This window comes from Flavobacterium akiainvivens, from assembly GCF_001278115.1.
GTDB lineage: Bacteria > Bacteroidota > Bacteroidia > Flavobacteriales > Flavobacteriaceae > Flavobacterium > Flavobacterium akiainvivens.
On the sequence record NZ_LIYD01000005.1, the window covers coordinates 2,731,791 to 2,754,240 of the forward strand.

Genomic DNA, 22,450 nt, shown 5'->3' on the forward strand with positions numbered 1-22,450 from the left:
TAAAATTATATTTGTCCCATAAATAGAACACACAATTATGTCTATATCAGATTTATTTGACAGCGGATTTAAGGCCAGGAACCAGGGCCACTTTGCCTCTATAGTGCGCGTGGCGCTTGAAAACAACCACATTAGCCCGGAAGAAAAGAACTTTTTAGACGTGCTTGCCAAAAGGCTTGAAATAAGCCCGGAGGAGTATGCCGCAATACTAAAAAACCCTTATAAATATCCGGTTAACCCGCCGCACCTGTACACGCAAAGGCTGGAAAGGCTGTATGACCTGAGCCGTATGGTATATGTAGACCACGTGCTGGGGCCAAAACAAAAAGAAATACTTACGCGCTTTGCCATTGCCCTTGGCTTTACACCGGGCAACGTGCAGTATATTGTAGACAAGGCACTATCATTACTGGTGCTGAATGTAGACAGCGAAACGTTTGTATATGAAATGCAACACATGAACAAATAATACTAAAGCCCTCTGGAAACAGGGGGCTTTTTTATAGCCTCTCCCCAACCCTCTCCAAAGGAGAGGGAGCAGCTTCATTCTTACTGTTTTAGTATTATAAAATACATTACGGCAATTTAGCGTTATAGCTATAACCAAAACCTCACTCCTCATGAAAACAATACCTGCATTACTATTGCTGTTGCTTTGTGTGTCGTGCGAATGGCATTCAAAAGATACTATTATACCGCATAGCATAACAAGAAAGATTGACGGGCTAACTATAATATCCGATACAATACATTTGAGCATAAATGGCACCGCGTTTAACGGAATCATAAAAAACGACAAATATTATATACAGTTTGATACCAGCCAACTTTTAGAAAAAGATGAGACGGTTCTTATAGAGATAGGCCATTCTTTTGAAAATGAATTTTATGTTATTGACAGAGACGGTGAAATTCTTGAGAAAATCGAATCACCAAAAGACATTGGTAATTTTGACAACAACCTCCATTTACGCAATAATAAAATTACAGCTAAATCCTCTGACAACTCAGACCCTGCTTATTATTTTGAAGAAACAAAAAAGGAATGGGTAAAAACCAAGCCCCTTGACAATGTTATTTATGAGGATGAAGACTACTATGTTACTTCGCTTTATTTTGGCGAATGGGGTAGCTCTACATGGTTCAGGGATAAAAAAACCGGCATTGAATATGTAGCCGAAATTGCCATACCAGAAGTACGCAAAACAGGTAACGCATACACTATAATATCGCAGGCCAGTATTGATGTTATACAAGACCCCAAACTACTCTTAAACACAGGGCATACTTATAGTGATATAGCAAAAAGCAAAGATATGTTTAGCGCATTTTTACAGCGCAAAAAGAAAAATTATGAACGCGCCGGGATAAAAAACATATACGAAAATTATAAATGGGCCTGGGAGAGCGTTTCCGGCATAAAGGCATCATTTGTATGCAATAACACTATTTATGTTTTTGTGTTTGATGACAGGCAAACGTATCTTGCCAAAGCAATCGGCAACAAGCTTGTACGGGTAGTTGATTTTGGCGATAAAATGTACTTAATGCATCGTGGAGACAGATATAATAACTTCCAAAAAAACAGCTACTTCTTTTCGCGGGGAACACCAAACAACTTTGGCCTCATTGAGATAAAAAACGATACTGTTTACCTGCACTACATTAAAAACACCCCAGCAAAAAAATAGCCGCGAATTGTACAAGCAACCCGCGGCCAAAACTTTTAACTTTATAACTTTCAACATTAAAACATTATAACGCAGCACTCATAAACTCCTCTGCCTTTGCTACCATGTTGTAGCTTCCGCAAAAGAACGGCACACGCTGGTGCAGCTCAGTAGGTACTATCTCCATAATACGGCCAAAACCGTCGCTGGCCTTGCCCCCTGCCTGCTCTGCAATAAAGGCCATTGGGTTGCATTCGTACAACAACCTTAGCTTGCCCTTGGGCGCTTTGCTGCTTGTGGGGTATAGGTATATGCCACCTTTAATCATATTACGGTGTATATCGGCCACCAGGCTGCCTATGTAACGGCTGGTATAAGGGCGGTCTTCTTCTTCGCGCTGGCAGTATTTCAGGTAATCTTTAACCCCTTGCGGAAAGTGCACGTAGTTGCCTTCGTTTATCGAATAAATGTTCCCGTCTTTAGGGAACATCATATTGGGGTGGCTCAGGTAAAATGTACCAATAGATGGGTTTAGCGTAAAGCCGTGCACGCCGTTGCCGGTAGTATAAACCAGCATGGTGCTGGTGCCATAAATAACGTAACCCGCCGCTACCTGTGCATCGCCGGGCTGCAAAAAATCTTCAATAGTAACGGGGCTGCCCACAGGCGTAACCCTCCTGTAAATACTAAAGATGGTACCCACAGGTACGTTAACATCAATGTTGCTCGAGCCATCCAGCGGGTCCATAAGCACCACATACTTGTTGTTGTGGCACTCGTCGCGGCCTTTAATAATAATAAAATCATCGTTTTCCTCGCTGGCAATACCGCACACAATTTCGCGGTTAATAAGGGTTTCCATAAAGGTTTCATTGGCAAACACATCGAGCTTTTGCTGGTCTTCACCCTGAATGTTCTGCTCGCCTGCCGCGCCGGTAATATCTACCAGCCCGGCCTGGTTTACTTTGTAGTTAACCACTTTTGCCGCCAGGCGGATGGAATTGATAAGGCGCGAGAGCTCGCCGGTTGAATACTTAAAATCTTCCTGCTTGTCGATGATAAATTCACCGAGGGTTTTGTTTCTTTCTTCCATTTCGAAATCGTTGTAGTTGAGTTGGTGCACAAATATCGAATTTTTTGTGATATGATAACAATTAAATATTTAGCAATATATTTGGCCGTATTTTTGCCCAAATTTTGCCGTATGAACATCCGCAAAGGAAATGAGAGCGATATGCCCGCAATACTGGGCCTGATTAATGAGCTTGCCGTTTTTGAAAAAGAACCCGAAGCCGTAGTAGTAACCGTAGACGACCTGCTTAGGGATGGCTTTGGCGCCAACCCGCTTTTCAGCACATTTGTGGCCGAAAAAGACGGCGTTATAATAGGCATGGCACTGTTTTACTACCGCTACAGCACCTGGAAGGGCAAGACCATTCACCTGGAAGACCTTATTGTGACTGAAAGCGCCCGTGGCATCGGTGCCGGCAGCGCGTTGTACAGGGCCGTTATTGAACAGGCTAAAGCCGAAGGCCTGCGCCGTGTAGAATGGGCTGTATTGGACTGGAATACCCCCGCTGTGGAGTTTTACCAGCGCAGCGGCGCCCGCATTTTAGAAACCTGGCGCACGGTACAGATGGACGAACAGGGCATGGCAGATTTTTGTGTTGACTTAAAGATTGGACAGATATAAATGAAAGTTTTCAAATTTGGAGGGGCATCGGTTAAAGATGCCGAGGGAATTAAGAACGTATACAGCGTGCTGCAACAGGTAGGGCACGAAGATGTGCTGCTTGTAATTAGCGCCATGGGCAAAACCACTAACGCCCTTGAGGTGGTTATTAAAAACTACTTTGATAAGTCGGCCGAACTACTGGCCAGCATACAGGAAGTGCGCAAGTACCACAACCAGATTTTGCTGGAGCTTTTTGAAGACGAAAACCACGCGGTGTTTGCTGCCGTGGGCAAAATATTTTCTGACCTTGAGGTGTTCCTTAAAGGCACCAAGTCGCCCAACTACAACTATGTGTATGACCAGGTGGTAAGCCTTGGCGAGGTGGTTTCTACCACAATCGTAAGCCATTACTTTAACCACGTGGGCCTTAAAAACACCTGGGTAGACGTGCGCGAGCTTATAAAGACTGACAATACCTACCGCGATGCTATTGTAGACTGGGATGCTACGCAAAAGAATATTTCTAAAGGTATTAAGAAAAAGAACCTGAACATTACACAGGGCTTTTTGGGTAGCGATGAGAACAATTTTACCACCACTCTTGGTCGTGAAGGGTCTGACTATACTGCCGCGATTTTTGCCTACTGCCTTAACGCCGAAAGCGTAACCATATGGAAAGACGTGCCGGGCGTGCTTAATGCCGACCCGCGTTATTTTGATAATGCCGTACTGCTTAACCAGATAAGCTACCGCGAGGCCATTGAGCTTGCCTTTTACGGCGCAACGGTAATTCACCCTAAAACGCTGCAGCCGCTGCAACGCAAGGAGATTCCGCTGTATGTAAAATCGTTTGTAAACCCATTATTGCCAGGCACAAGCGTGAGCAAGGGCGCCGACCTTGAGCCGCAAACCAGCTGCTTTATCGTAAAGAAAAACCAGTTGCTTATATCGCTTTCGTCGCTTGATTTCTCGTTTATTATGGAAGAGAACATCAGCGAGATATTCCTGCTGCTGCACAAGTACAGGATGAAGGTAAGCCTTATCCAGAATTCGGCCATTAGCTTCTCTGTTTGTGTAGACGATAAATTTGGTAACTTTGCCGAGCTTAAGGCCGTACTGAGCAAGAAGTTTAAGGTAACGTATAACGATGATGTATCGCTGTACACCATACGCCACTTTAGCGATAAGTCAGAAGCCACAGTAACCACCGGTAAGGAGGTTTTAGTAAAACAAACCAGCCGCGAAACCCTTCAGATTGTTACGAAGGAAATCGCATAGCTTTTCACATAAACTAACACAACAAGCTAAAAATCCGTGGTATACTTTACCACGGATTTTTTTATGAGCTTACTATAGTAACATTAGTATCTATATTTTTGACACAAAGGCCACCAAGAAATTCACAAAATTCACAAAGTTTTTCCTTGAAGGCCACAAAGCCTTGTGTTCTTTAAAGGCTGTCTATCTTGTGATCTTTGTGTAAACCTTTGTGTTCATTGTGTTTAAAAAATCAGCAACCCAGCAACCAACCTCAATACCGGTTACTAAACTCGCTATCCCAAATAGCGTTGTTGAAATTTTTACCTTTCCAAAAGCAGTAGTACAGCGCAATACCGCACACCCCCTTAAACGTAAACAAAAACGCCAACAGCATAAATTGCGATGTACGTTCGCCGGTAAAGAATAATTCGGTTATGGCATACGTAAACAGCGCACTGAACACCACTAAAAACACCAGCAGGCTACCAAAATCACGCACGGGGCGCACAAGGGCACGGCGCAGCGGGTTAATGTCGTTTCCCCATTTATGAACGAGGTAGTAATAACCGTTGCCCATGGGTGCAAACAGCAACGGGTCGTCATAATTTTTAAGGCTAAAGGCTTTAGAAGGCGCTATAATCTTAAAACCATCTAAAACCGTATCGTGAGTATTTTCGAGCTGCCTGATTTGGCTTACCGCTTCTTCGGGTATGCCCTGCTTAAAGTAAGAAGCATTTAAAAATCGCAACCGGTAATCAATGCACAGCTTTTGTATGTGGCTGATATGGAAAATACGGTGGGTTTCCAGCAGGTCAAAAACAAAAGTATTAGCATCGGTACCATTGCCGTTTTCAATACGGCTTTTGATGGCGGTGCGCCGGGTTTCGTTTTCAGCTAAAAGCGCTTTTACCTGGGCCATCAGTTTGTCTTCCGGCAGGGTTTTGTTGCGGTTTTTCAGCAGTACGGCAGCCAGGTTTTGGGGTTCCCACAGCATAATCTTCTCCTTTAAGCATTAAGTGTCATAAAATTAGGGAATAAATACGTGGGTTGTGTGTTAAAAAGTTACTGAGTTTTACAGTCTGTTAATGCCTGTAGATTTGTTCTTTACGCGGATGCAGCATCCTGTACTGCAAACCCGGCGAACATATAACCAGCACCTGGTAAAAAAACAACAGTACCGGAAATACACGGGTAAGCACATTCCTCGCAGCTTTTAACGAATCTGCACCTACAGACCCGTTAAGTCGTTTATTACCTGCAACAGCAGCATTGGTGCTTTTTGCTACTTTTTTAGCCATAAAATGCAGTATTACAATAGCTATACTAAACATAAGCAATATATAAAACAGCTTTACAGGTAAAAGGAAATCATTATCAGGAACCACCAGGTGCAGTACAAAAAACAATAGCGCAAAGGCATACACACCTATTTTTACACGAAGTGGTATTGCAAACCAATTGTATAATGATGATGTAATACAGGCATTAAGGGCTGCAAAAAACAGTATATATAGAATAGCGCTAAGCATGGCGTTTGTTTTGATGTAAATATAATATGTTTATACCTGCAAACGCAACCACTACCCTACTGCCTTACGGATTACTGCTGAAACCATCATTAAAATAAATACTGCCAGCGAAACTGTTTGATAAAGGCGTATGTTTTTGGCACGCCTTTGCAATACCTCATCATCAGGATATGTACGCAATAGCTCTCTTAGTTTAATATCTTTATAAATCCAGCCACCATTATACCTGCTACAATATTCATGGAAACTTATATTTTTTGTAGTATCGGTATATCTGTAATGCACTTTCTTTTTCTCCACTATTAAAAGCGTGATAAACAGTATCAATGCAGCACCAAGCAGCATAAAAAATATCGCAAAAACAGCCTCGATTGTTTCGCTATCCATAACACGTTAATTCTAAAGAAATTATTCAACTTTTTTGTAATACGCAATAGCTTCACCGTCCAAACCATTATAAAGCATTAAAAAACCATCGGCATCAAAACGGATAACCTTGTACGTTTTACTTCCAAATCTTAAGGTACAATACCCCTCATGCAACGCCTTTTTATCGTTTACTATTTTATACCGGCCTGACTTAATAATTTTGTCGTCTTTAGTACGGGAAAAGTTTTCAGCAGTAAATGTTACAAACTCAGTACTGTTGGCATATTCAATACCCTTGTCATCAAACCCGCGCGAAATGGCTACCAACTGCCATTTGCCTTCAACATCCTGTGGTGTAATTTTACATTCCTGTGCTTGCGCGGTGCAGTAAAAACACAGTAAAAGGAGGAGGTATTTCATAATCAGTAGGGTTGGTTATTAAACATATCAAATATAGCCAACTTTAAACTGCGGTACAATCGAACCATCCAATAATCCAACAATCTAATAATCAAATACACTACTTTTGCCCTTTTAGAGTTTATAGTGTTATAATGCTTAAAAACGGTATTTTATGGGTGCTTTTATGCTGCGTTTCCGCCCTTTACGGGCAGGAGGTGGGCACGCCCTATAAAACCCTTAAGGCGCTGCCCGTTCAGGACACCATAACCATAGACACCGTGGGCATTAACCCTGCCTATTTTAAGTTAACGGACAAACAGGGCATTGCCATAGACAGCACACTTTACACCGTAAACTACACCACTGGCCGCATTGCCTTTAAAAACGGCTTTACGCAAACCGACAGCCTTACCGTAAACTACCTGCCCTACCCTGATTTCCTTACCAAAAAATACAGCATTTACGACCCCAACCGTGTTTTGGCTAACGATGCCGGGGGTACCCGCTTTGAAGTAACCCGCGATGCGCTGAGCACCTACAAACCGTTTGACGGCCTCAATACATCGGGCAGTATTACACGTGGCGTAACAATTGGCAACAACCAGAACGCCGTGGTAAACTCTAACCTCGACCTTCAAATAACGGGCAAGCTGAGCGATAAGGTCAGCCTGCGGGCATCAATACAGGACAGTAACATTCCACTACAGGACGGCGGGTATTCGCAAAAGCTGGATGAGTTTGACCAGATTTTTATCGAAATGTTCAGCGACAAGTGGAGCGTTCGCGCAGGCGATTTGTTCCTTGAAAACCGGCAGTCGCGCTTTTTGAATTTCAGCAAGAAGGTACAGGGACTCAGCACGGCGTTTACCTTTGGCAATGAAGACTCCAAGACCAGCGTGTTTGCAGCAGCGGCATTGGTTCGTGGGCAGTATGCACGCAGCACCTTTACCGGGCAGGAAGGCAACCAGGGTCCGTACAAGCTAACCGGTAACAACGGCGAGCTGTATGTACTGGTTATATCAGGTTCAGAACGTGTGTATGTAAACGGCATACTTTTAGAGCGTGGAGAGAGCAACGATTATACCATAGATTACAACGCGGGCGAAATTACCTTTACATCGCTGTTCCCCATTACCAGCGAGATGCGTATTAATGTAGAATACCAGTACACGCAGCAAAACTACACCCGCTTTGTTACCTACGGCGGCGTTACCCATGAAGAGGAAAAATGGAGCATAGGCACCTACCTGTACAGCGAGGCCGACATGAAAAACCAGCCGCTGCAACAAAACCTGAGCGAGGCACAGGTGGCCGCACTGCAACAGGCCGGAGACGACATTAACCAAATGGTGGCGCCATCGGCCTACCAGGATACCTACAGCGAAAATAAAATCCTGTACCGGCAAACGGTAATTGAGGGGGTTACGGTATATGAATATTCCAACAACCCTGATGATGTGCTGTATAACGTGCGCTTTACACAGGTGGGGCCTAACCTGGGCAATTATATTTTGAGCAATGCCGCAGCCATAGGCCGCATTTACCAGTATGTTGCCCCCATTAACGGCGTGCCACAGGGTAATTATGAGCCGGTTATAAGGCTTACCCCTCCCACCAAAATACAGATTGCCACCGTTATGGGTAAGTACAACCCAAGCGAAAAGACCGTGGTTGATTTTGAGGTTGGTGTTAGCAATAACGACCTCAACCTGTACTCGCCCATTGACGATGACAACAACAACGGCGTGGCCGGTAAAATAGATGCCCGCCAGCGCATTGTTACTCGCGAAAAATGGCAAATGGATGCCTTTGCCAATTACCAGTTTGTACAAAAGGATTTCCGTACCATAGAGCGCCTTTTTAATATTGAATTTAACCGCGACTGGAACCTTACCAACATCATAACTACCGATAACAGCCAGAGCTACCTTGTGGCAGGCACGGTGTTTAAGCTACCACAAAACGGCACTGTAAATTACCAGATTGAAAAACTTGATTTTTCTGAAGCGTTTAGCGGCACGCGCCATGTGCTGAATGCGCAGGTTAAGGCCGGTAAGTTTACCCTGCAAAACCAGGGCAGCGCACTAAACAGCGATGGTACGTATGCCAAATCGCAGTTTATCCGCAATGAGGCGCTGGGCAAGTACCATTTTGGCAAAAACTGGGTGGGCACATCTTTAAGGCTTGAAGACAACAGCGAGCGCCTTAAAGAAACCAACGCCCTTACCCTGCAAAGCCAGCGTTTTATAGAATATGGCGCGTTTATAGGCCGTGGGGACAGTACAAAAGTATATGTAGAAGTGGGCTACCTGCAACGCGCTAACGACAGCCTTGTGGCGGGTTACCTTAAAAAAGTAAACACATCGCGCTCGTACTACCTTAAATCGCGCCTGCTGAAGACGGATAAAAGCGACCTTACCGTGTTTGCCAATTACCGCCGCCTTGATTTTGACGACCCGTCTATCGCCGATGAGCCCTCATTAAACTCGCGTGTGCTGTATAACGACCGTTATTGGGACCAGCTGGTGCAGGTTACCACAGCTTATGAAACCGCCAGCGGTACCATAGCCCAGCAGGAATTTACCTACCTTGAGGTAGAGCCCGGTCAGGGCGTGTATATGTGGAACGACTACAACGGCAACGGTATACAGGAGTTGCAGGAGTTTGAGGTAGCCCCCTTCCCCGATCAGGCTATTTATGTGCGGGTGTATTTGCCCAACCAGGTGTATATAGGCACGCACCAAAACAAGTTCTCGCAGTCGGTTACGCTAAACCCTATGCAATGGCAAAATGCAGGCGGGTTTAAGCAGCTGCTGTCGCATTTTTACAATACCACGTCTTACCTTATTGACCGTAAAATTTTGCGCAGCGGCAGCAATTTCGACCTCAACCCTTTTTCGTCAGACGATGAAGATTTGCTGGGCATAAACGCGGCATTCCGCAACAGTATATTTTACAACCGGGGCAAGCAAAACCATTCGGTTACCTATACTTACCTGAGCAACCGCACCAAGAGCCTGCTTACCGTGGGCAGCCAGGACAGCAAAATACTAAGCCACCAGCTGCAATATGCCTACCTTGTGGCCAAAACATGGCTGTTTAGCCTTAACAGCCAGACTACCGAAACCACCACCGTAAGCGATACTTACGCCAGTAAAAACTATGAGGTGGAAGCCTACCTGGTGGGGCCAAAAATCTCATATATCTTTTCGCGCAATGCCAGCTGGGATGTGTTTTATGAATACCAGGATAAGCAAAACCGCATAGGCGAAATGGAAACCCTGCTGCAACAACGTGTGGGTACTTCCTTTAGCTATGCCAGCGAAAAAGGATTTACTGCCAGCGGCGAATTTTCGCTTTACAAAAACGACTTTACCGGCAACCAGAATACCGCAGCGGCCTACCAGATGCTACAGGGACTGCAACCCGGCCAAAACACCACCTGGCGCCTGCTGTTGCAAAAAAACCTTACACAGTTCCTGGATATCAACATTAACTACCAGGGGCGTAAAAGCGAAACCAGTGGGGCCATACACACCGGCAGCGTGCAGTTAAGGGCGTATTTTTAGGAGGAAGGTGCTTGAAATCCTATTTCTAAATACCAAAAAAATGAAAAAAATAATAGTTACATCGCTTTTTATCCTGATTATATCTGCCTGCATTAAATGCTCTGATAAACCCGTTGATTTTGAAAAAGTTACAGAAACAATCATAACCCGTAGATTATTATCTTCTGCAACAGATTCTTTCGAACCCAATTTAGGCAATCATGATAAAATTGGAATTACAGATACTGTAACTATGAAAAAGATAGTGAAACCTAATGTTTCGGTTTATATTTATTCTAACCAAAAAAGGATAGATTCTCTAATACGCTATAAAGATTCATTATATATATTTAATAACTCTAAGCTTCATTTTTTTAAGAAGAAAACATATCATGAAAAAGGTACTATAATTGAAATTTCAAAGTTTCAATATGTGCCTATTGACCCTATGGCACAAATCGCTGATTTATATATAAATGACAGCTTAGGAATCATAATTTATCAGGCTAAGTCACAGTGGGGGGCATTTAGAGAATATGATTTAAGGTATAGCGATCTACATAAAAAAATGATATTGGACTCTGCCTTTTTTAGATTTGAAACTACTTTTCAGAATTGATATATAAGAATCCATATTAAATTTCAAAAACCTAACCCAGTTCCTGGATATCAACATTAACTACCAGGGGCGTAAAAGCGAAACCAGCGGGGCCATACACACCGGCAGCGTGCAGTTAAGGGCGTATTTTTAGGGAGAAGCTCCTTAGCTGCTGGGCTACTAAGCTTTTTAAATAGTCATTCCGCAAAGAACCACAAAGGAGGCACAAAGTTCCGCTAAGTTTTTCTTTGTGTAGCTTTGCGCCCTTTGCGAAACTTTGTGTAACAGCCAAAGATACTACGTGCGAATTCTCAACGGGATTTATCAAATCCTAACCCAAACTTTCCATACATCCCAAAAATAAACGGGCACTTTTAGTAAATAATACTTTTGTTAAAGCATTGCTGCAAATGCAGTGTTTTACTAAAAGCCATGAAGAAAAAACTAACAATTACCCTGGCTGTTGTACTTGTATTAGGTGCAGCGGCTGCTTATGTTTACTATGGTGTGCTCTACAAAGAGGGCCGCAACATTGCGCAGGAGGCGGCTACACACACGCTCCCTGCGGCTAAGCTGGTAGAAACTTACACCACAAACCAGCAGCAGGCCGACTCGCTTTACCTTAATAAAACCATAGAAGTACAGGGTGTGGTTACCGCCGCACAGGATAGTGTGCTTACCGTGGCAGGCAGCGTGTTTTGCAGTTTTGACCAGCTGCCTGACAGGGCATCGCTAAACAAAACGGTAACTATAAAGGGCCGCTGCATAGGCTTTGATGAACTTTTTGGCGAGGTAAAGTTAGACCAGTGCACTATTAAACCTTAAATAAAACATGAAACAACTACTGCTTGCAGCCGCCCTGGTATTTTCGGCATACACACACGCCCAGGACGACCTGCTATCTGAACTTGATTCCACCACTGTGGAAGACACCTATGCCACGGCAGCCTTTAAAGGGCTACAGGTGGTTACGCTGCAATCTACCAAAATGCCTGCCCAAAACGAGTGGTACTTTGTGGTATCGCACCGCTTTGGCACGGTTAAAAACGGTATCGACGAATTTTTTGGCCTTGATGCCGCCACTACCAAAATAGGCGGTGTGTATGGCATAACCAAATGGCTTTCGGTTAGTGCGTCGCGCCATACGCTGCTAAAGGTATATGAGGGCAGCGTTAAGTACCGCCTTGCCCGCCAGAGCGATGCCTTTCCGGTAGATATTGTGGGCTACAACACGGTAGACATCAATACCTTTCTTGAAAAGGAAGATTACCCCCGCATAGAGTTCGCCGACAGGCTTACCTATATTTCGCAGTTGCTTATATCGCGCAAGGTAAGCGATAACCTGTCGCTGGAACTGGTACCTTCTTATGTGCACAAAAACCTGTACAACCCGGCTATTGAAAACGACAGCCAGTTTGCACTGGGTGCCGGTGGCCGTATGAAGCTTACCAAAAGGCTTTCGTTAAACCTGGAGTATGCCCACAATTTTGATAAGCCTGATTTTTACAAGAACCCACTATCGGTAGGGCTTGATATAGAAACCGGCGGGCACGTGTTCCAGCTGCTGTTTACCAACTCGCAGGCCATGACAGAGGGCGGCTACCTTACCAATGCCGCCGGAGACTGGGGCGATGGCGATTTCTTTTTTGGGTTTAACTTATACAGGGTGTTTTAATTATGAAAGCAATGAAAAAACTGATACTGCCTCTTGCCGCCGTTGCTTTAATAAGCTGCGACAGCAACACGTATGAAGATATTGAACAGGAAATAATAATAGACGGCCCCGTTACCTACAACGCTAATGTAAAGGCCATTATAGATGCTAATTGTGTTATGTGCCACAACAGTGCCGGCCAGGCATCGTTCCGCCCGCTTACAACGTATGCCGAGGTTAAGGCCGCTGTTGAACAAGCCGGGCTGCTAAACCGCATACAGCTGCAAAACGGCCAACCGGGCATTATGCCCAGCACCGGCCGCATGCCGCAAAGTACTATTGATGTAATACTGGAGTGGAGTACCGATGGGCTTTTAGAAACCGAATAAAAACAACTGCTATGGAAATGGAACGAATTTTTGTAACCCTGCTTTTTTTGGCAACATCGTGCCTTTATGCACAAAAATATACCACCAAAACCGGTGTGGTAAAATTTGAGGCCAGCGTACCGTCTTTTGAAGAGATTGCCGGCGAAAACAAAACGGCTTCGGCGGCATTAGACACCGCTACCGGAGATATGGCCGTACTGGCTCTTATGAAAGGTTTCCGCTTTAAGGTGGCCCTTATGGAGGAGCATTTTAATGAAAACTATGTAGAAAGCGACAAGTACCCCAAGGCCACTTTTAAAGGCAAGGTAACCGGGCTTGATGTGGCTAAGCTAACGGCTACAGGCGGCAGCTACACCGTGAGCGGCGACCTTACCCTGCACGGCAAAACCAAAAAGGTGAGCGACAGTGCCAAAATATCTAAAAGCGGCGACAAGATTGTGGTAACCGGCGAGTTTGAGGTAACCCCTGCCGAGTTTGACATAGAGATACCCGCCGTGGTAAGCAAAAAAGTAGCCGACAAGGTAAAAATAACCTACAGCTTTACGCTGGCTAAATAACCGGATTATGAAAAAACTGCTCATACTGTTCCTGTTTGCATCGGCCATTGCAACTGCACAGGATAAAGATGTATTTGATACTGCCCGCCGCGGTACGGTTGCGGAAATGAAGGCCCTGGAGGCAAAAAATAAAGACACCCTAAACGCCAAAAACGCCATGGGTTTTACCCCTCTTATCCTGGCCTGCTACCGCGGCAATACGGCTGTAGCCGAATACCTTGCCACCCGCGTAAACAATATTAACTATAGCAGCGCAAGCGGCACGGCGCTGGCTTCTGCGGCAGTTAAGGGCGAAACGGGATTGTGTGAGGTGCTTCTTAAAAATGGTGCCGACCCAAACATTGCCGATGCCAATGGTGTAACCCCGCTTACCTATGCCGTACAGTTTGAAAACAAGGCGCTTGTGGCACTGCTGCTAACGTATAAAGCCGACAAAAAGCATAAAGACAATGAGGGCAAAACCCCTTATGACCATGCCGTTTTTGGCAATAATACAGAAATTATCAACCTGCTCAAATAAAACAAAAACTATGAAAAAACTACTACTTACTTTTTTGGGATTATCGGCCATGGGGGCCATTGCCCAGAGTAAAACCACAGGGTCGGTCAGCCTGCAAACGGGCATGACCGCCGAGCTGAACCTTAACAACGGCACCACTACCGCCACACTAACCCTTACAGGCCCAAGCGACCGCTGGTTTGCACTACAGTTTGGTTCATTCAGCAACGGCCAGGGTATGGCATCGGGCATGGATGTGGTGTGGTATAACGGCACCACGCTGGTAGACGGCTTTATGAACGGCATAGGCTCTGCCCCTACTACCGATGCTAACGGATGGACCGTGAGCAGCAACACCGTGAGCGGCTCTACCCGCACCATTGTGGCTACCCGCGCGTTTGCCGGCGGTACAAACGATTTTACCTTTAACTACAACGATGCCAATATAGACTTTGCCTATGCAAGGGCAAACAGCGCTACTTATTCTTTAAATGGCCACGGCAGCTTTAGGGGTTACAAGCTAAACCAGGCGTTTACCTGCGCAGCTCCTGATGCACCTACGGCAGCTGCGCAATCGTTCTGCGGAAGCGGCACCGTGGCTAACCTTACGGCTACAGGCGGCAGTGGCGCTACCTTTAACTGGTACACGGCAGCTACAGGCGGCAGCGCACTTGCAGGCACCACAGCGCTTTCAACAGGCACCTACTATGTATCGCAAACCATAAGCGACTGCGAGAGTACACGCACTGCTGTAACCGTTACTGTTACAATTGTAGCAACCCCGGTAGCACAGGCAGCACAATCGTTCTGCGGAAGCGCCACCGTAAGCAGCCTTACCGCTACAGCAACAGGCGGGGCTACACTGGGCTGGTATGCAGCAGCAACAGGCGGCACAGCACTTGCAGGCTCAACCGCGCTTGTTAGCGGCACTACCTATTATGCAGGCCAAACGGTTAACGGCTGTAACAGTACCAGGACAGCAGTAACCGTTACCATAAACAACATACCGGGCGCACCGGGTGGCGATGACACCCAGGATTTTGATGCCGGCGAAACCTTAAACGACCTTGCCATTACCATTCTTGTTGGTGCACAAATACAGTGGTATGTACTTGATGAAGATGTGTATGTTGAAATACCGGCTACTACACCGCTTGTAAACGGCACTACCTACTATGTATCGCAAACTTTTAACGGATGTGAGAGCGCTGTGTATGGCATTACCGTAAGCCAGACTACCGGTGCAGAAGACTTTGCCCTGCAAGGGCTTAAAGCCTATCCTAACCCTGCCGGGGATGTACTTACCATTACAAACAGGGCAAAGTTACAAGGAGTTTCAATCATCAATATGCTGGGGCAGGAAGTGCTTAGCCAAAGGGCAAACGGCACCGAGGTGCAGCTTAACGTGGCCCCCCTTACCGGCGGCAGCTACATAGTTAAGGTAACGGCACTAAACGGCGCTACAGCCACACTTAAAATCGCGAAGTATTAATTTCGGCTATAAATTGGTTTAGGTAAAGGGTTGTCTTAAAAGGCAGCCCTTTATTGTTTTTTTATAAGCTGCTGAGCTGCTGAGTTTCTTAGCTTCTAAGCACTATTAGTGCACCTGCGGGTTTTGGTTTGTAAACTAACCTCCCCAACTATAGCAGTATTTGGGTAAACAATTTCAAAAGCATATTAACCTCATTTCAAAAGCTTAGTGGCTAAGTAGCTAAGAGGCTTAGCCACTTATTTAAACAATGCCTTTTCCTTGTCAGAAAATGCTTCGCTTTGCTGTATGTATTTTTTGGTAAACGCCTTAAGGGCGGCATCCTGGGCGGTGTAGTTTTTTATAAGGAAGGCCTTATCAATTTTAATATCGCCGGTGTAGCCGGTTATCCAGGGTACGTTGTCCTGTATATTAAGGCGGATGAGGCGCGCCTCATAGTTATTGGGCGCTTTTTCTATAACCTTTTCAAGGAGTTTTTTGCCGCGGTTAAAGTAACGCATTTTAGTTATAACACCGCCTTCATACTTGGCCATAAGCACCTGGCTGGCGGCTTTGTAGGCCAGGATGGTAGCATCGGGGTGGGTTTCGGCAACAGCCTCAAATGCTTTGTGAAATTCGAGCGCGCTTTTTTGGGTTAGCGCAGCATCTATGTAGTTTTGGCGCACACGGGTCAGTTCAAAATCTTCAGCAAAAAACAACAGGAGGCACAGGGGCAGCAGCTTCATGGTTTTGAGAAATAAGGTGTTAAGGCAAATAAACGCATATTTACCTGAACGCCAAATATCTTACAAAAAACTTTAACAGATATTAAGGCTAATTAACCTTGTAAATCAGTTCATAGTCGTGCGCCGTGACATACATAGGAATTGTTGCCCAATTACTGTCACTCTTTTTATAAGCTTCCCGAAACAATTCGTGTAGCCTTAAGATAACCAGTAATTCACATACTTCGCAGGCTTTTTCAACATCAGGATTCTCGCCAGTATTATTTTCATGATAATCGCGAAAAGACTCTTGTAATTCTTCAAAACCTGTAATAACCATTGAGGTTTTAGTCGAATCAATAAAGTCAGAGAGCCAATCCATATCTTCCATACCACCATTCTCCTTGTATGAAAACAAATCTATAAACCAGCGGTCATAATTTATGCTAAAGCCATTCATCTCGCAGTAATAAGCTGCTGGATTTACTGTTTTATTAAAAAGGCGGCCCAGGAAACCTTTTGTGGCGGTTGCCGTATAAAATGCCCCTATATATCCTTTTAATTCCGGAACCAGATGTAGCAGGTTGCGCCCCATGATTTTATGGAACCCGGTTTCTGGAATCGCCATTAGTTCAGATTCTGCAATTGCAATTGCAGAATCAAGCTTATTGGCATGTATTAAAGGTCTGAGTTGGTTTTCTAATTCAGAAAAATGCATACTTGTCTTGATTGGCAAAACAAATAAACACATATTATCCTGAATACAAGCCTGTTTACCCTACTTTTTATCGGCATATACGGCGCAGCCCGGCAGTGCTTTTTTAATACGGGCTACTTCAGCGGCGGGTATGGGGTTTCCGGTAATAATAAGCGTTTTAAGCTCCTTTAGCCCCTCAAGATTCTTGGGCAGGGCTTTAATGTTGTTGTTGGCCAATGACAGCAATTGCAGGCTGCCCAGGTTATCAAGGCCTTCGGGCAGTTTTGTAAGCCTGTTATCGTTTAACAGCAGCGTGCGCAGGCCGGTAAGCTTTGTAAACGCAACAGGTATGGCCTTTAGCTGGTTGTGCTCCAGGTTAAGGTCTTCGAGCGCGTTTAGGGCTGCCCAGCTTTCATCGAGCTCGTTAAACTGGTTGCGGGCCAGGCTTAGCTGCCTTAGCTTTTTAAGCTTTGCAAAATCATCGGGCAGGTAGCTTAGCTGGTTGCTGTCGGCTTCCAGTATTTCTATGTTTTTGCACTTGCTTAGCTCATTGGGCAAAAAGGTAATGGCATTGTAGCTTAGTATAAGCATGCTCAGGTTTTGCAGGCTGCCTATGCCCTGCGGAAGCGCCTGTATGGCATTATCGCTAACATCGAGTGTGGTAAGGCTTTTAAGCTTTTCCAGGTCTTTTGGGATGTACTTAAGCGCGTTGAGCTTAAGGTTGAGCACCTCCAGGTTTTTCAGGGCAAACACCTGTGGTTCTACCTCTTCAAAATGGTTGCCCATAAGGTTAAGGTAGGTTAGTTTTTGTAGCTGCGTTACCTCCTGCGGCAGGTGAAAAATGCCCTTATCGCGGTAGTTGAGTTGGGTGGCAGTGGCCTTGTGTGGCAATGCCTGCTCTACGCTGGTGTATACCGGGGCTTTTATGGGGTTTGCATACTGCGCGGTGGCGGTTGCCGTGGCGAGTAGTATAATGGGGAGTATGTTTTTCATTTTTTTGATAATTAAGAGGATATTTCAGAGATTCCTCCATATTGAAATTTGAGATTCCTCAACTCCGCTAAAGCTTCGTTCGGAATGACAAACGCTTTCAAAAACCATAATTCGTGTTCTTATGAATGTTTTTTAAACACCAAGACACAAAGACCACTAAGTTTAGGACACTAAAATCGCTTTTTATCTTAATTAGATACTTTTTACTCATGTTTCTTCTTTGTGCCCTTTGTGTCTTTGTGTTAAAACTTATTCTGGTAAGACAACTTTAATATTACTACCTAAAAACGTACCGGTTGCAAAAAAAGAAAAGCCGGTAAACAAGCTACCGGCCTTCCTCAGAATAGATATTACATTACTTAACCTTCATGATTTTGTAAGAAGCGCTCTTATCTGCTGTGGTAACGGTAAGGATAAATACCTGGCCGTTAAGGGCAGAAAGGTCTACGCTAATGTTGCCACCGTTAGCAGCGTTTTCGGCTACTTTGCGGCCTGTGATATCAAACACTTCTACAGCAGCGGCTTCGCCTGCAAACTGGCCGTTAAGCTCTACGTTTACAATGCCTGTAGTAGGGTTAGGATATACTTTTACCAGCTGTGCAAGCTCAGGGTTGTTAAGGCCTACAAGCTCTTCAACAGTTATGTAGTCAGCCTTGGTTTCAGCTTCGCTGCTGCCTACTGCGTTAGTGGTAGTAAGGGTTACGTTATACGTACCGGCAGTAGCATAAGTAACTACAGGGTTTTCTTCGGTTGAAGTAGCAGGGGTACCGCCTTCAAACGTCCAGGCCCATGCAGTTGGGTTAAAGGTACTCATGTCTGTAAAGGTTACTGTAGCACCTTCGTTAACGGTTACCTGGTTGGCAACGAAATCGGCTGTTGGGGCCTGCTGGCCAAGCTCTGAAGCTACAGAGAATACCACTACGGCAGAAGCATTAAAGTTAACCTGCGCACCGGTAGCATCTGTTTGTGGTGTATTAGAACCGTCTGGGTGCTGAACAGAGAAGAAACCATATTTAAAGTCTGGCGTAAAAGTAAGGCCTGTAGGCTCTGAACCGGCCGGCATAGAAGAGTGCAGCAATACGTGCGGCATACTTTGCCTGTGGTCTGGCCTTACAACCCAGATGTACATTTTACCACCATCCTGCAGTAACCAAAGGTTACCTTTATCGTCAAACGTAATGTTGTCGTTACCATCGCCCCAAGGCTCCATTACAATACCGTTAGCGGTTTCAATAGGGTAAGACATACCACCTATGAAAGTTTCAAACTCAGTAACCGTAGTACCGGCAGCAGTAGTATCTTTAAACCTGTAGATGCGGTTTTTGCCTTTAGATGTAAAATATACCATGCCATCAAGCGGGCTTATTTCGGCATCTTCAACACCGTTAAAGTTAGTACCGCCAAGCGATGCAGCAACCGAAGTTACGTTGTTACAATCAGCCGGGGTAGCGTTAGGCACCTGTACCCATGTAGCGGTAGACGACATAGGCTCATCATTTTGAAGGCCAAGGTCAAGCTTAAGTACATATAGGTTACCGGCAGTAAAATCATTAGCCGTTGTAGGTACAAATTTGTACAGGCAGTGTGTGCCACCGTCTTCGCCATAGTAAGCAACAGTACCTTCGGCATTGATGATTACGTTTTCGTGGTTCATACGGCCCATTTTAAATAGCTTGTCTTTAGCGCCGTCGTTGTTATAGTCCATAACCTCGGCAGTAACCGGGTCAATTTCCACAAGCCAGCCCACATCGTTATAGCCATCGCCGTTAGTATCGCCACCGCTGGTGTTTTCTTCGGCAGTTATAACCGTGTTCCATGGTGTAGTACCTCCAGAACAGTTCCTGATTGTAGTAACAAGAGACGGGGTATACATATCTACAGCAACCGATGCGTCTTCTTCCCACAGGTAGGTATCTTCGTTAAAGTGTACGTTTACAATACTAACGCCACCCGGGTTGTTTTCGTGGTTAACCGAAAGGCGGCCTACTTTAGAGCTGCCTTCTTCCGGCACATAAGCCGTATAATCGTGGTTACCCGGCACGGTTGCAAGAACCGAAGTATCGGTATATGCATCGCCTTCCTTAAACATTTGCTGGAAACGGTGCTCGGTTGGTATAAGCATTACCGGGGTTTGCTCTGTAGGGTTAATGCTGGTAAAGCAGCCTATGTGGTTGTCATCACATGCTATGTTGTCTACCGGTGCATCTTTAACATACATATCAAACTTAAGGTCAGAGCTCTGTCCATCGCGGTTGTGCACTTCTACAGCAATACGGTTTACGCCTTCAGTAAACACGGTTTTAGGCACTTCGTGCACCCAGTAGCGGTTTTCATCGGCACCGTCTACAATGGTAGATGAGTGTGTAAGGTACGTAATAGCACCTGTAGGCATGTTATCGCGGAATACTTCTACACCGTTTACATATACTACCACACCGTCATCGCGCTTAATACCAAACTCTACCATATCGGCAACGTTTGCAAGGTCGATGTTAATGTCGCGGAAAAAATACGTAGTGATGTATTTGTTACCGCTGTTTGGACCGAAAGATACTACTGTGTTTACCTGGTCGCCGTAGCCAAGGGGTGCGTTGCCGCTTGCCCATGTGCTGTTATCGGTAGTGGCAAGGTTCCATGGTGTAGCGCCCTGGTCTGTACCGTTGTCAAGGTACTGCCACTGGCTGTCTTTTCCCAGGGGGTAAGAAGCAGGGTCTAATGTTAAAGCTGTGTTTGCGGCTTTAGCAGGTGCAGTTGTGTGTGTTGCAGGTGCAGAAGGTAGTGAAACTTCTTTTTTTGCTGCCTTTTTAGCCTTAGGGCTTGTGCTGAAAACGGGGAATGAACCCGTGGCTACTACTGCGAAACTCCATAGGGAGAACAGTAGCGCTACAGAGAGTAGGCTTTTTTTCATGCGTTTAGTAGTTTTTGTTTTATGCAGGCAAAACTAAACGGAATACCTGCCTTAACGCCTTAAGCCCGTTTTAAACAATTTTTAAAGAACGGTAAGCAAAACCGCACATATTTTAAATTTAGTGTAGTTAAAACACCGTTAAATTATGTTATAATCCTACAAAATAAAAAACAGATTTAGCGTTACCGTAACGTTTAGAAAATATCAGCTATTTGATAATTGGCGGGTAATTATTGCTTGTTTATGAAGCCAGAACCGGAACTACCTTATTATAAAGCCCCTGCAAAAATGCCTGCCAAAAACAGTACGATTTTGGCTTTTGAGCCATGCATAATCTGGCTATTGCCGAAATAATAGCGCGAAACAACTGTAATGATTTTTGTTCGTAACGTTGGGGTAAAGAGAAAAGCTGCTTAGCTACTTAGCCACTTAGCTGCTTAGCCAAAAGCAAAACAACCCCTTCAGGGTCGGGAAAGCTCAATGCCCTGTGTGTGCCATGTCATTTTCAGTAGTAACAGGCTTTCTCATCTTGGCTACATTAAGCAGTACAATGGCCGCAAGCATTATGGCAATGCCGCCCATTTGCAGCAGTGTTATTTGTTCGTTTAATATAATGTGTGCACAAAAAATAGCCACAGGCAACTCTAAGGTAATAAGTATAGCGCTTAGCCCACCCCCTATTTTGGGCATACCTATAGAGAATAATACAGGAGGTATAACGGTGCCAAACACAGCCAGGAAGGCGCCCCACTGCAACAGGCCCATATCAAAAGCGGCAGGGCTTGCAAGGGTATTACAGTTAATGGCGAAAATCATGGCAGCCGAACCGCTCATCATAAGGGCGCTTTTTTCATACACCGGGGTATCTTTACCCAACCGTGCCGTGAAGATGATGTACAGGCTGTAAATTACCCCCGACACCAGCCCCAATACCACCCCAAAAACCGATATACGGGCACTCTCAGCCTGCAACAGCCCCGATGCCACAACAGTGCCCGCCAGTATAAAAAGCGTGGCTACAACCTCCGTTAAAACGGGTTTTTTTTTGCTGATGAGCCACTCTAAGAGCAGGCTTATCCACGTTACCTGCATGAGCAGCACAATGGCCAGCGATGCCGGTATGTATTGTACCGAGAGGTAGTAGCAGTATGCCGACAGCCCCGTTGACGTACCGGCCAGCAGCAGGTACTTACCCCCCTGTAGCTTTACGGGTTTGCCTGTTATTTTTTTAAAAAATACCACAAGCCACAGGATAAGCGCACCCAGGCCCGCCTGTGCAAAGGTTACCTGCGCAGCACTGTAACCCTGCCCATAGGCTATTTTAGCAAACGAAGACAGCATGCCATAGCTTACCGCACCTAATGCCACCAATATGATATACTTGAGTTTCATAACAGTATTTTGTACACCCAAAATTATCATCAACATTTTTATGTACAAAACACCAAAAGAAAGTATGTAAAAAATCCTTCAGAAACACCACATTTACGAAACAAGTACAATTTGGTT

Annotated in this window: 22 protein-coding genes; 12 read left to right on the forward strand and 10 right to left on the reverse strand. The window is 45.1% G+C overall.

The genetic code is table 11. The features are described 5' to 3' along the window. Positions 1–37 precede the first annotated feature (37 nt). Both AM279_RS12370 and AM279_RS12375 read left to right on the forward strand, forming a co-directional pair. A complete protein-coding gene (locus AM279_RS12370; RefSeq protein ID WP_054408349.1) occupies positions 38–469 on the forward strand; it encodes a tellurite resistance TerB family protein in 432 nt (143 codons plus the stop codon). A gap of 151 nt (positions 470–620) precedes the next feature. Beyond that, positions 621–1,691, forward strand: a complete 1,071-nt coding sequence (locus tag AM279_RS12375) for a hypothetical protein (protein WP_054408350.1) — start codon at positions 621–623, stop codon at positions 1,689–1,691. Positions 1,692–1,755: 64 nt separating this feature from the next. On the opposite strand, the gene fbp is transcribed toward AM279_RS12375, so the two are convergent. Beyond that, the gene (gene fbp / locus AM279_RS12380) at positions 1,756–2,763 is read right to left on the reverse strand and encodes a class 1 fructose-bisphosphatase (protein ID WP_054408351.1); all 1,008 of its coding nucleotides are present in this window, start codon (positions 2,761–2,763) and stop codon (positions 1,756–1,758) included. A 111-nt stretch (positions 2,764–2,874) separates the two neighbouring features. On the opposite strand from fbp, the gene AM279_RS12385 reads away from it, so the two are divergent. Further along, positions 2,875–3,363 (forward strand): GNAT family N-acetyltransferase, encoded by a 489-nt coding sequence (locus AM279_RS12385; protein ID WP_054410319.1) that lies wholly within the window; start codon positions 2,875–2,877, stop codon positions 3,361–3,363. Then, on the forward strand, positions 3,364–4,623 hold the full coding sequence (locus AM279_RS12390) for an aspartate kinase (RefSeq protein WP_054408352.1): 1,260 nt from the start codon (positions 3,364–3,366) through the stop codon (positions 4,621–4,623). It abuts the gene before it with no gap. A gap of 253 nt (positions 4,624–4,876) precedes the next feature. Here the strand turns inward: AM279_RS12390 and AM279_RS12395 are convergent, their stop codons facing one another. From AM279_RS12395 to AM279_RS12410, 4 genes are all read right to left on the reverse strand, one after another. Then, complete coding sequence (locus AM279_RS12395; RefSeq protein WP_054408353.1) at positions 4,877–5,599, reverse strand: hypothetical protein; 723 nt, start codon at positions 5,597–5,599, stop codon at positions 4,877–4,879. Between the two features lie 88 nt (positions 5,600–5,687). Next, on the reverse strand, positions 5,688–6,134 hold the full coding sequence (locus tag AM279_RS12400) for a hypothetical protein (protein ID WP_054408354.1): 447 nt from the start codon (positions 6,132–6,134) through the stop codon (positions 5,688–5,690). A gap of 51 nt (positions 6,135–6,185) precedes the next feature. After that, positions 6,186–6,521, reverse strand: coding sequence for a hypothetical protein (locus AM279_RS12405; RefSeq protein WP_054408355.1), 336 nt, complete (start codon positions 6,519–6,521; stop codon positions 6,186–6,188). 21 nt (positions 6,522–6,542) lie between these two features. Next, a complete protein-coding gene (locus AM279_RS12410; protein WP_054408356.1) occupies positions 6,543–6,923 on the reverse strand; it encodes a hypothetical protein in 381 nt (126 codons plus the stop codon). A 134-nt stretch (positions 6,924–7,057) separates the two neighbouring features. On the opposite strand from AM279_RS12410, the gene AM279_RS12415 reads away from it, so the two are divergent. The 8 genes from AM279_RS12415 to AM279_RS12450 all read left to right on the forward strand — a co-directional run bounded on the left by AM279_RS12415 (position 7,058) and on the right by AM279_RS12450 (position 15,642). After that, positions 7,058–10,474, forward strand: a complete 3,417-nt coding sequence (locus tag AM279_RS12415; protein WP_054408357.1) for a hypothetical protein — start codon at positions 7,058–7,060, stop codon at positions 10,472–10,474. A gap of 40 nt (positions 10,475–10,514) precedes the next feature. Further along, positions 10,515–11,072 carry a hypothetical protein gene (locus tag AM279_RS12420; RefSeq protein WP_143090449.1) on the forward strand — a complete coding sequence of 186 codons (558 nt, stop codon included), beginning with the start codon at positions 10,515–10,517 and terminating at the stop codon, positions 11,070–11,072. Positions 11,073–11,483: 411 nt separating this feature from the next. Continuing rightward, on the forward strand, positions 11,484–11,876 hold the full coding sequence (locus tag AM279_RS12425) for an OB-fold protein (protein WP_054408359.1): 393 nt from the start codon (positions 11,484–11,486) through the stop codon (positions 11,874–11,876). A 7-nt stretch (positions 11,877–11,883) separates the two neighbouring features. Further along, positions 11,884–12,726: a DUF5777 family beta-barrel protein gene (locus tag AM279_RS12430; protein ID WP_054408360.1), complete on the forward strand. Its 843-nt coding sequence runs from the start codon at positions 11,884–11,886 to the stop codon at positions 12,724–12,726. Between the two features lie 11 nt (positions 12,727–12,737). Further along, positions 12,738–13,094 (forward strand): hypothetical protein, encoded by a 357-nt coding sequence (locus tag AM279_RS12435; protein ID WP_054410321.1) that lies wholly within the window; start codon positions 12,738–12,740, stop codon positions 13,092–13,094. 17 nt (positions 13,095–13,111) lie between these two features. Continuing rightward, on the forward strand, positions 13,112–13,651 hold the full coding sequence (locus AM279_RS12440) for a YceI family protein (RefSeq protein WP_054410323.1): 540 nt from the start codon (positions 13,112–13,114) through the stop codon (positions 13,649–13,651). Between the two features lie 7 nt (positions 13,652–13,658). Next, on the forward strand, positions 13,659–14,171 hold the full coding sequence (locus AM279_RS12445) for an ankyrin repeat domain-containing protein (RefSeq protein ID WP_054408361.1): 513 nt from the start codon (positions 13,659–13,661) through the stop codon (positions 14,169–14,171). Between the two features lie 10 nt (positions 14,172–14,181). Further along, complete coding sequence (locus tag AM279_RS12450; RefSeq protein WP_160316448.1) at positions 14,182–15,642, forward strand: Ig-like domain-containing protein; 1,461 nt, start codon at positions 14,182–14,184, stop codon at positions 15,640–15,642. 236 nt (positions 15,643–15,878) lie between these two features. Here the strand turns inward: AM279_RS12450 and AM279_RS12455 are convergent, their stop codons facing one another. From AM279_RS12455 to AM279_RS12475, 5 genes are all read right to left on the reverse strand, one after another. Beyond that, the gene (locus tag AM279_RS12455; RefSeq protein ID WP_054408363.1) at positions 15,879–16,364 is read right to left on the reverse strand and encodes a hypothetical protein; all 486 of its coding nucleotides are present in this window, start codon (positions 16,362–16,364) and stop codon (positions 15,879–15,881) included. Between the two features lie 88 nt (positions 16,365–16,452). Continuing rightward, complete coding sequence (locus AM279_RS12460) at positions 16,453–17,061, reverse strand: hypothetical protein (protein ID WP_054408364.1); 609 nt, start codon at positions 17,059–17,061, stop codon at positions 16,453–16,455. A gap of 60 nt (positions 17,062–17,121) precedes the next feature. Beyond that, positions 17,122–18,033, reverse strand: a complete 912-nt coding sequence (locus AM279_RS12465; protein WP_054408365.1) for a leucine-rich repeat domain-containing protein — start codon at positions 18,031–18,033, stop codon at positions 17,122–17,124. A gap of 355 nt (positions 18,034–18,388) precedes the next feature. Beyond that, positions 18,389–20,941, reverse strand: a complete 2,553-nt coding sequence (locus AM279_RS12470) for an alkaline phosphatase PhoX (protein WP_054408366.1) — start codon at positions 20,939–20,941, stop codon at positions 18,389–18,391. Positions 20,942–21,418: 477 nt separating this feature from the next. After that, positions 21,419–22,333, reverse strand: coding sequence for an EamA family transporter (locus tag AM279_RS12475; protein ID WP_074961702.1), 915 nt, complete (start codon positions 22,331–22,333; stop codon positions 21,419–21,421). Positions 22,334–22,450 lie beyond the last annotated feature (117 nt).

Bases quoted from the DNA above. Each gene is read 5' to 3' on its own strand.
- AM279_RS12370 (WP_054408349.1), top strand. From the start codon at position 38: ATGTCTATATCAGATTTATTTGACAGCGGATTTAAGGCCAGGAACCAG.
- AM279_RS12450 (WP_160316448.1), top strand. From the start codon at position 14,182: ATGAAAAAACTACTACTTACTTTTTTGGGATTATCGGCCATGGGGGCC.
- AM279_RS12445 (WP_054408361.1), top strand. From the start codon at position 13,659: ATGAAAAAACTGCTCATACTGTTCCTGTTTGCATCGGCCATTGCAACT.
- AM279_RS12465 (WP_054408365.1), bottom strand. From the start codon at position 18,033: ATGAAAAACATACTCCCCATTATACTACTCGCCACGGCAACCGCCACC.
- AM279_RS12395 (WP_054408353.1), bottom strand. From the start codon at position 5,599: ATGCTGTGGGAACCCCAAAACCTGGCTGCCGTACTGCTGAAAAACCGC.
- AM279_RS12405 (WP_054408355.1), bottom strand. From the start codon at position 6,521: ATGGATAGCGAAACAATCGAGGCTGTTTTTGCGATATTTTTTATGCTG.
- AM279_RS12455 (WP_054408363.1), bottom strand. From the start codon at position 16,364: ATGAAGCTGCTGCCCCTGTGCCTCCTGTTGTTTTTTGCTGAAGATTTT.
- AM279_RS12390 (WP_054408352.1), top strand. From the start codon at position 3,364: ATGAAAGTTTTCAAATTTGGAGGGGCATCGGTTAAAGATGCCGAGGGA.
- AM279_RS12440 (WP_054410323.1), top strand. From the start codon at position 13,112: ATGGAACGAATTTTTGTAACCCTGCTTTTTTTGGCAACATCGTGCCTT.
- AM279_RS12475 (WP_074961702.1), bottom strand. From the start codon at position 22,333: ATGAAACTCAAGTATATCATATTGGTGGCATTAGGTGCGGTAAGCTAT.
- AM279_RS12385 (WP_054410319.1), top strand. From the start codon at position 2,875: ATGAACATCCGCAAAGGAAATGAGAGCGATATGCCCGCAATACTGGGC.
- AM279_RS12410 (WP_054408356.1), bottom strand. From the start codon at position 6,923: ATGAAATACCTCCTCCTTTTACTGTGTTTTTACTGCACCGCGCAAGCA.
- fbp (WP_054408351.1), bottom strand. From the start codon at position 2,763: ATGGAAGAAAGAAACAAAACCCTCGGTGAATTTATCATCGACAAGCAG.
- AM279_RS12425 (WP_054408359.1), top strand. From the start codon at position 11,484: ATGAAGAAAAAACTAACAATTACCCTGGCTGTTGTACTTGTATTAGGT.
- AM279_RS12415 (WP_054408357.1), top strand. From the start codon at position 7,058: ATGCTTAAAAACGGTATTTTATGGGTGCTTTTATGCTGCGTTTCCGCC.
- AM279_RS12375 (WP_054408350.1), top strand. From the start codon at position 621: ATGAAAACAATACCTGCATTACTATTGCTGTTGCTTTGTGTGTCGTGC.
- AM279_RS12420 (WP_143090449.1), top strand. From the start codon at position 10,515: ATGAAAAAAATAATAGTTACATCGCTTTTTATCCTGATTATATCTGCC.
- AM279_RS12400 (WP_054408354.1), bottom strand. From the start codon at position 6,134: ATGCTTAGCGCTATTCTATATATACTGTTTTTTGCAGCCCTTAATGCC.
- AM279_RS12460 (WP_054408364.1), bottom strand. From the start codon at position 17,061: ATGCATTTTTCTGAATTAGAAAACCAACTCAGACCTTTAATACATGCC.
- AM279_RS12470 (WP_054408366.1), bottom strand. From the start codon at position 20,941: ATGAAAAAAAGCCTACTCTCTGTAGCGCTACTGTTCTCCCTATGGAGT.
- AM279_RS12435 (WP_054410321.1), top strand. From the start codon at position 12,738: ATGAAAAAACTGATACTGCCTCTTGCCGCCGTTGCTTTAATAAGCTGC.
- AM279_RS12430 (WP_054408360.1), top strand. From the start codon at position 11,884: ATGAAACAACTACTGCTTGCAGCCGCCCTGGTATTTTCGGCATACACA.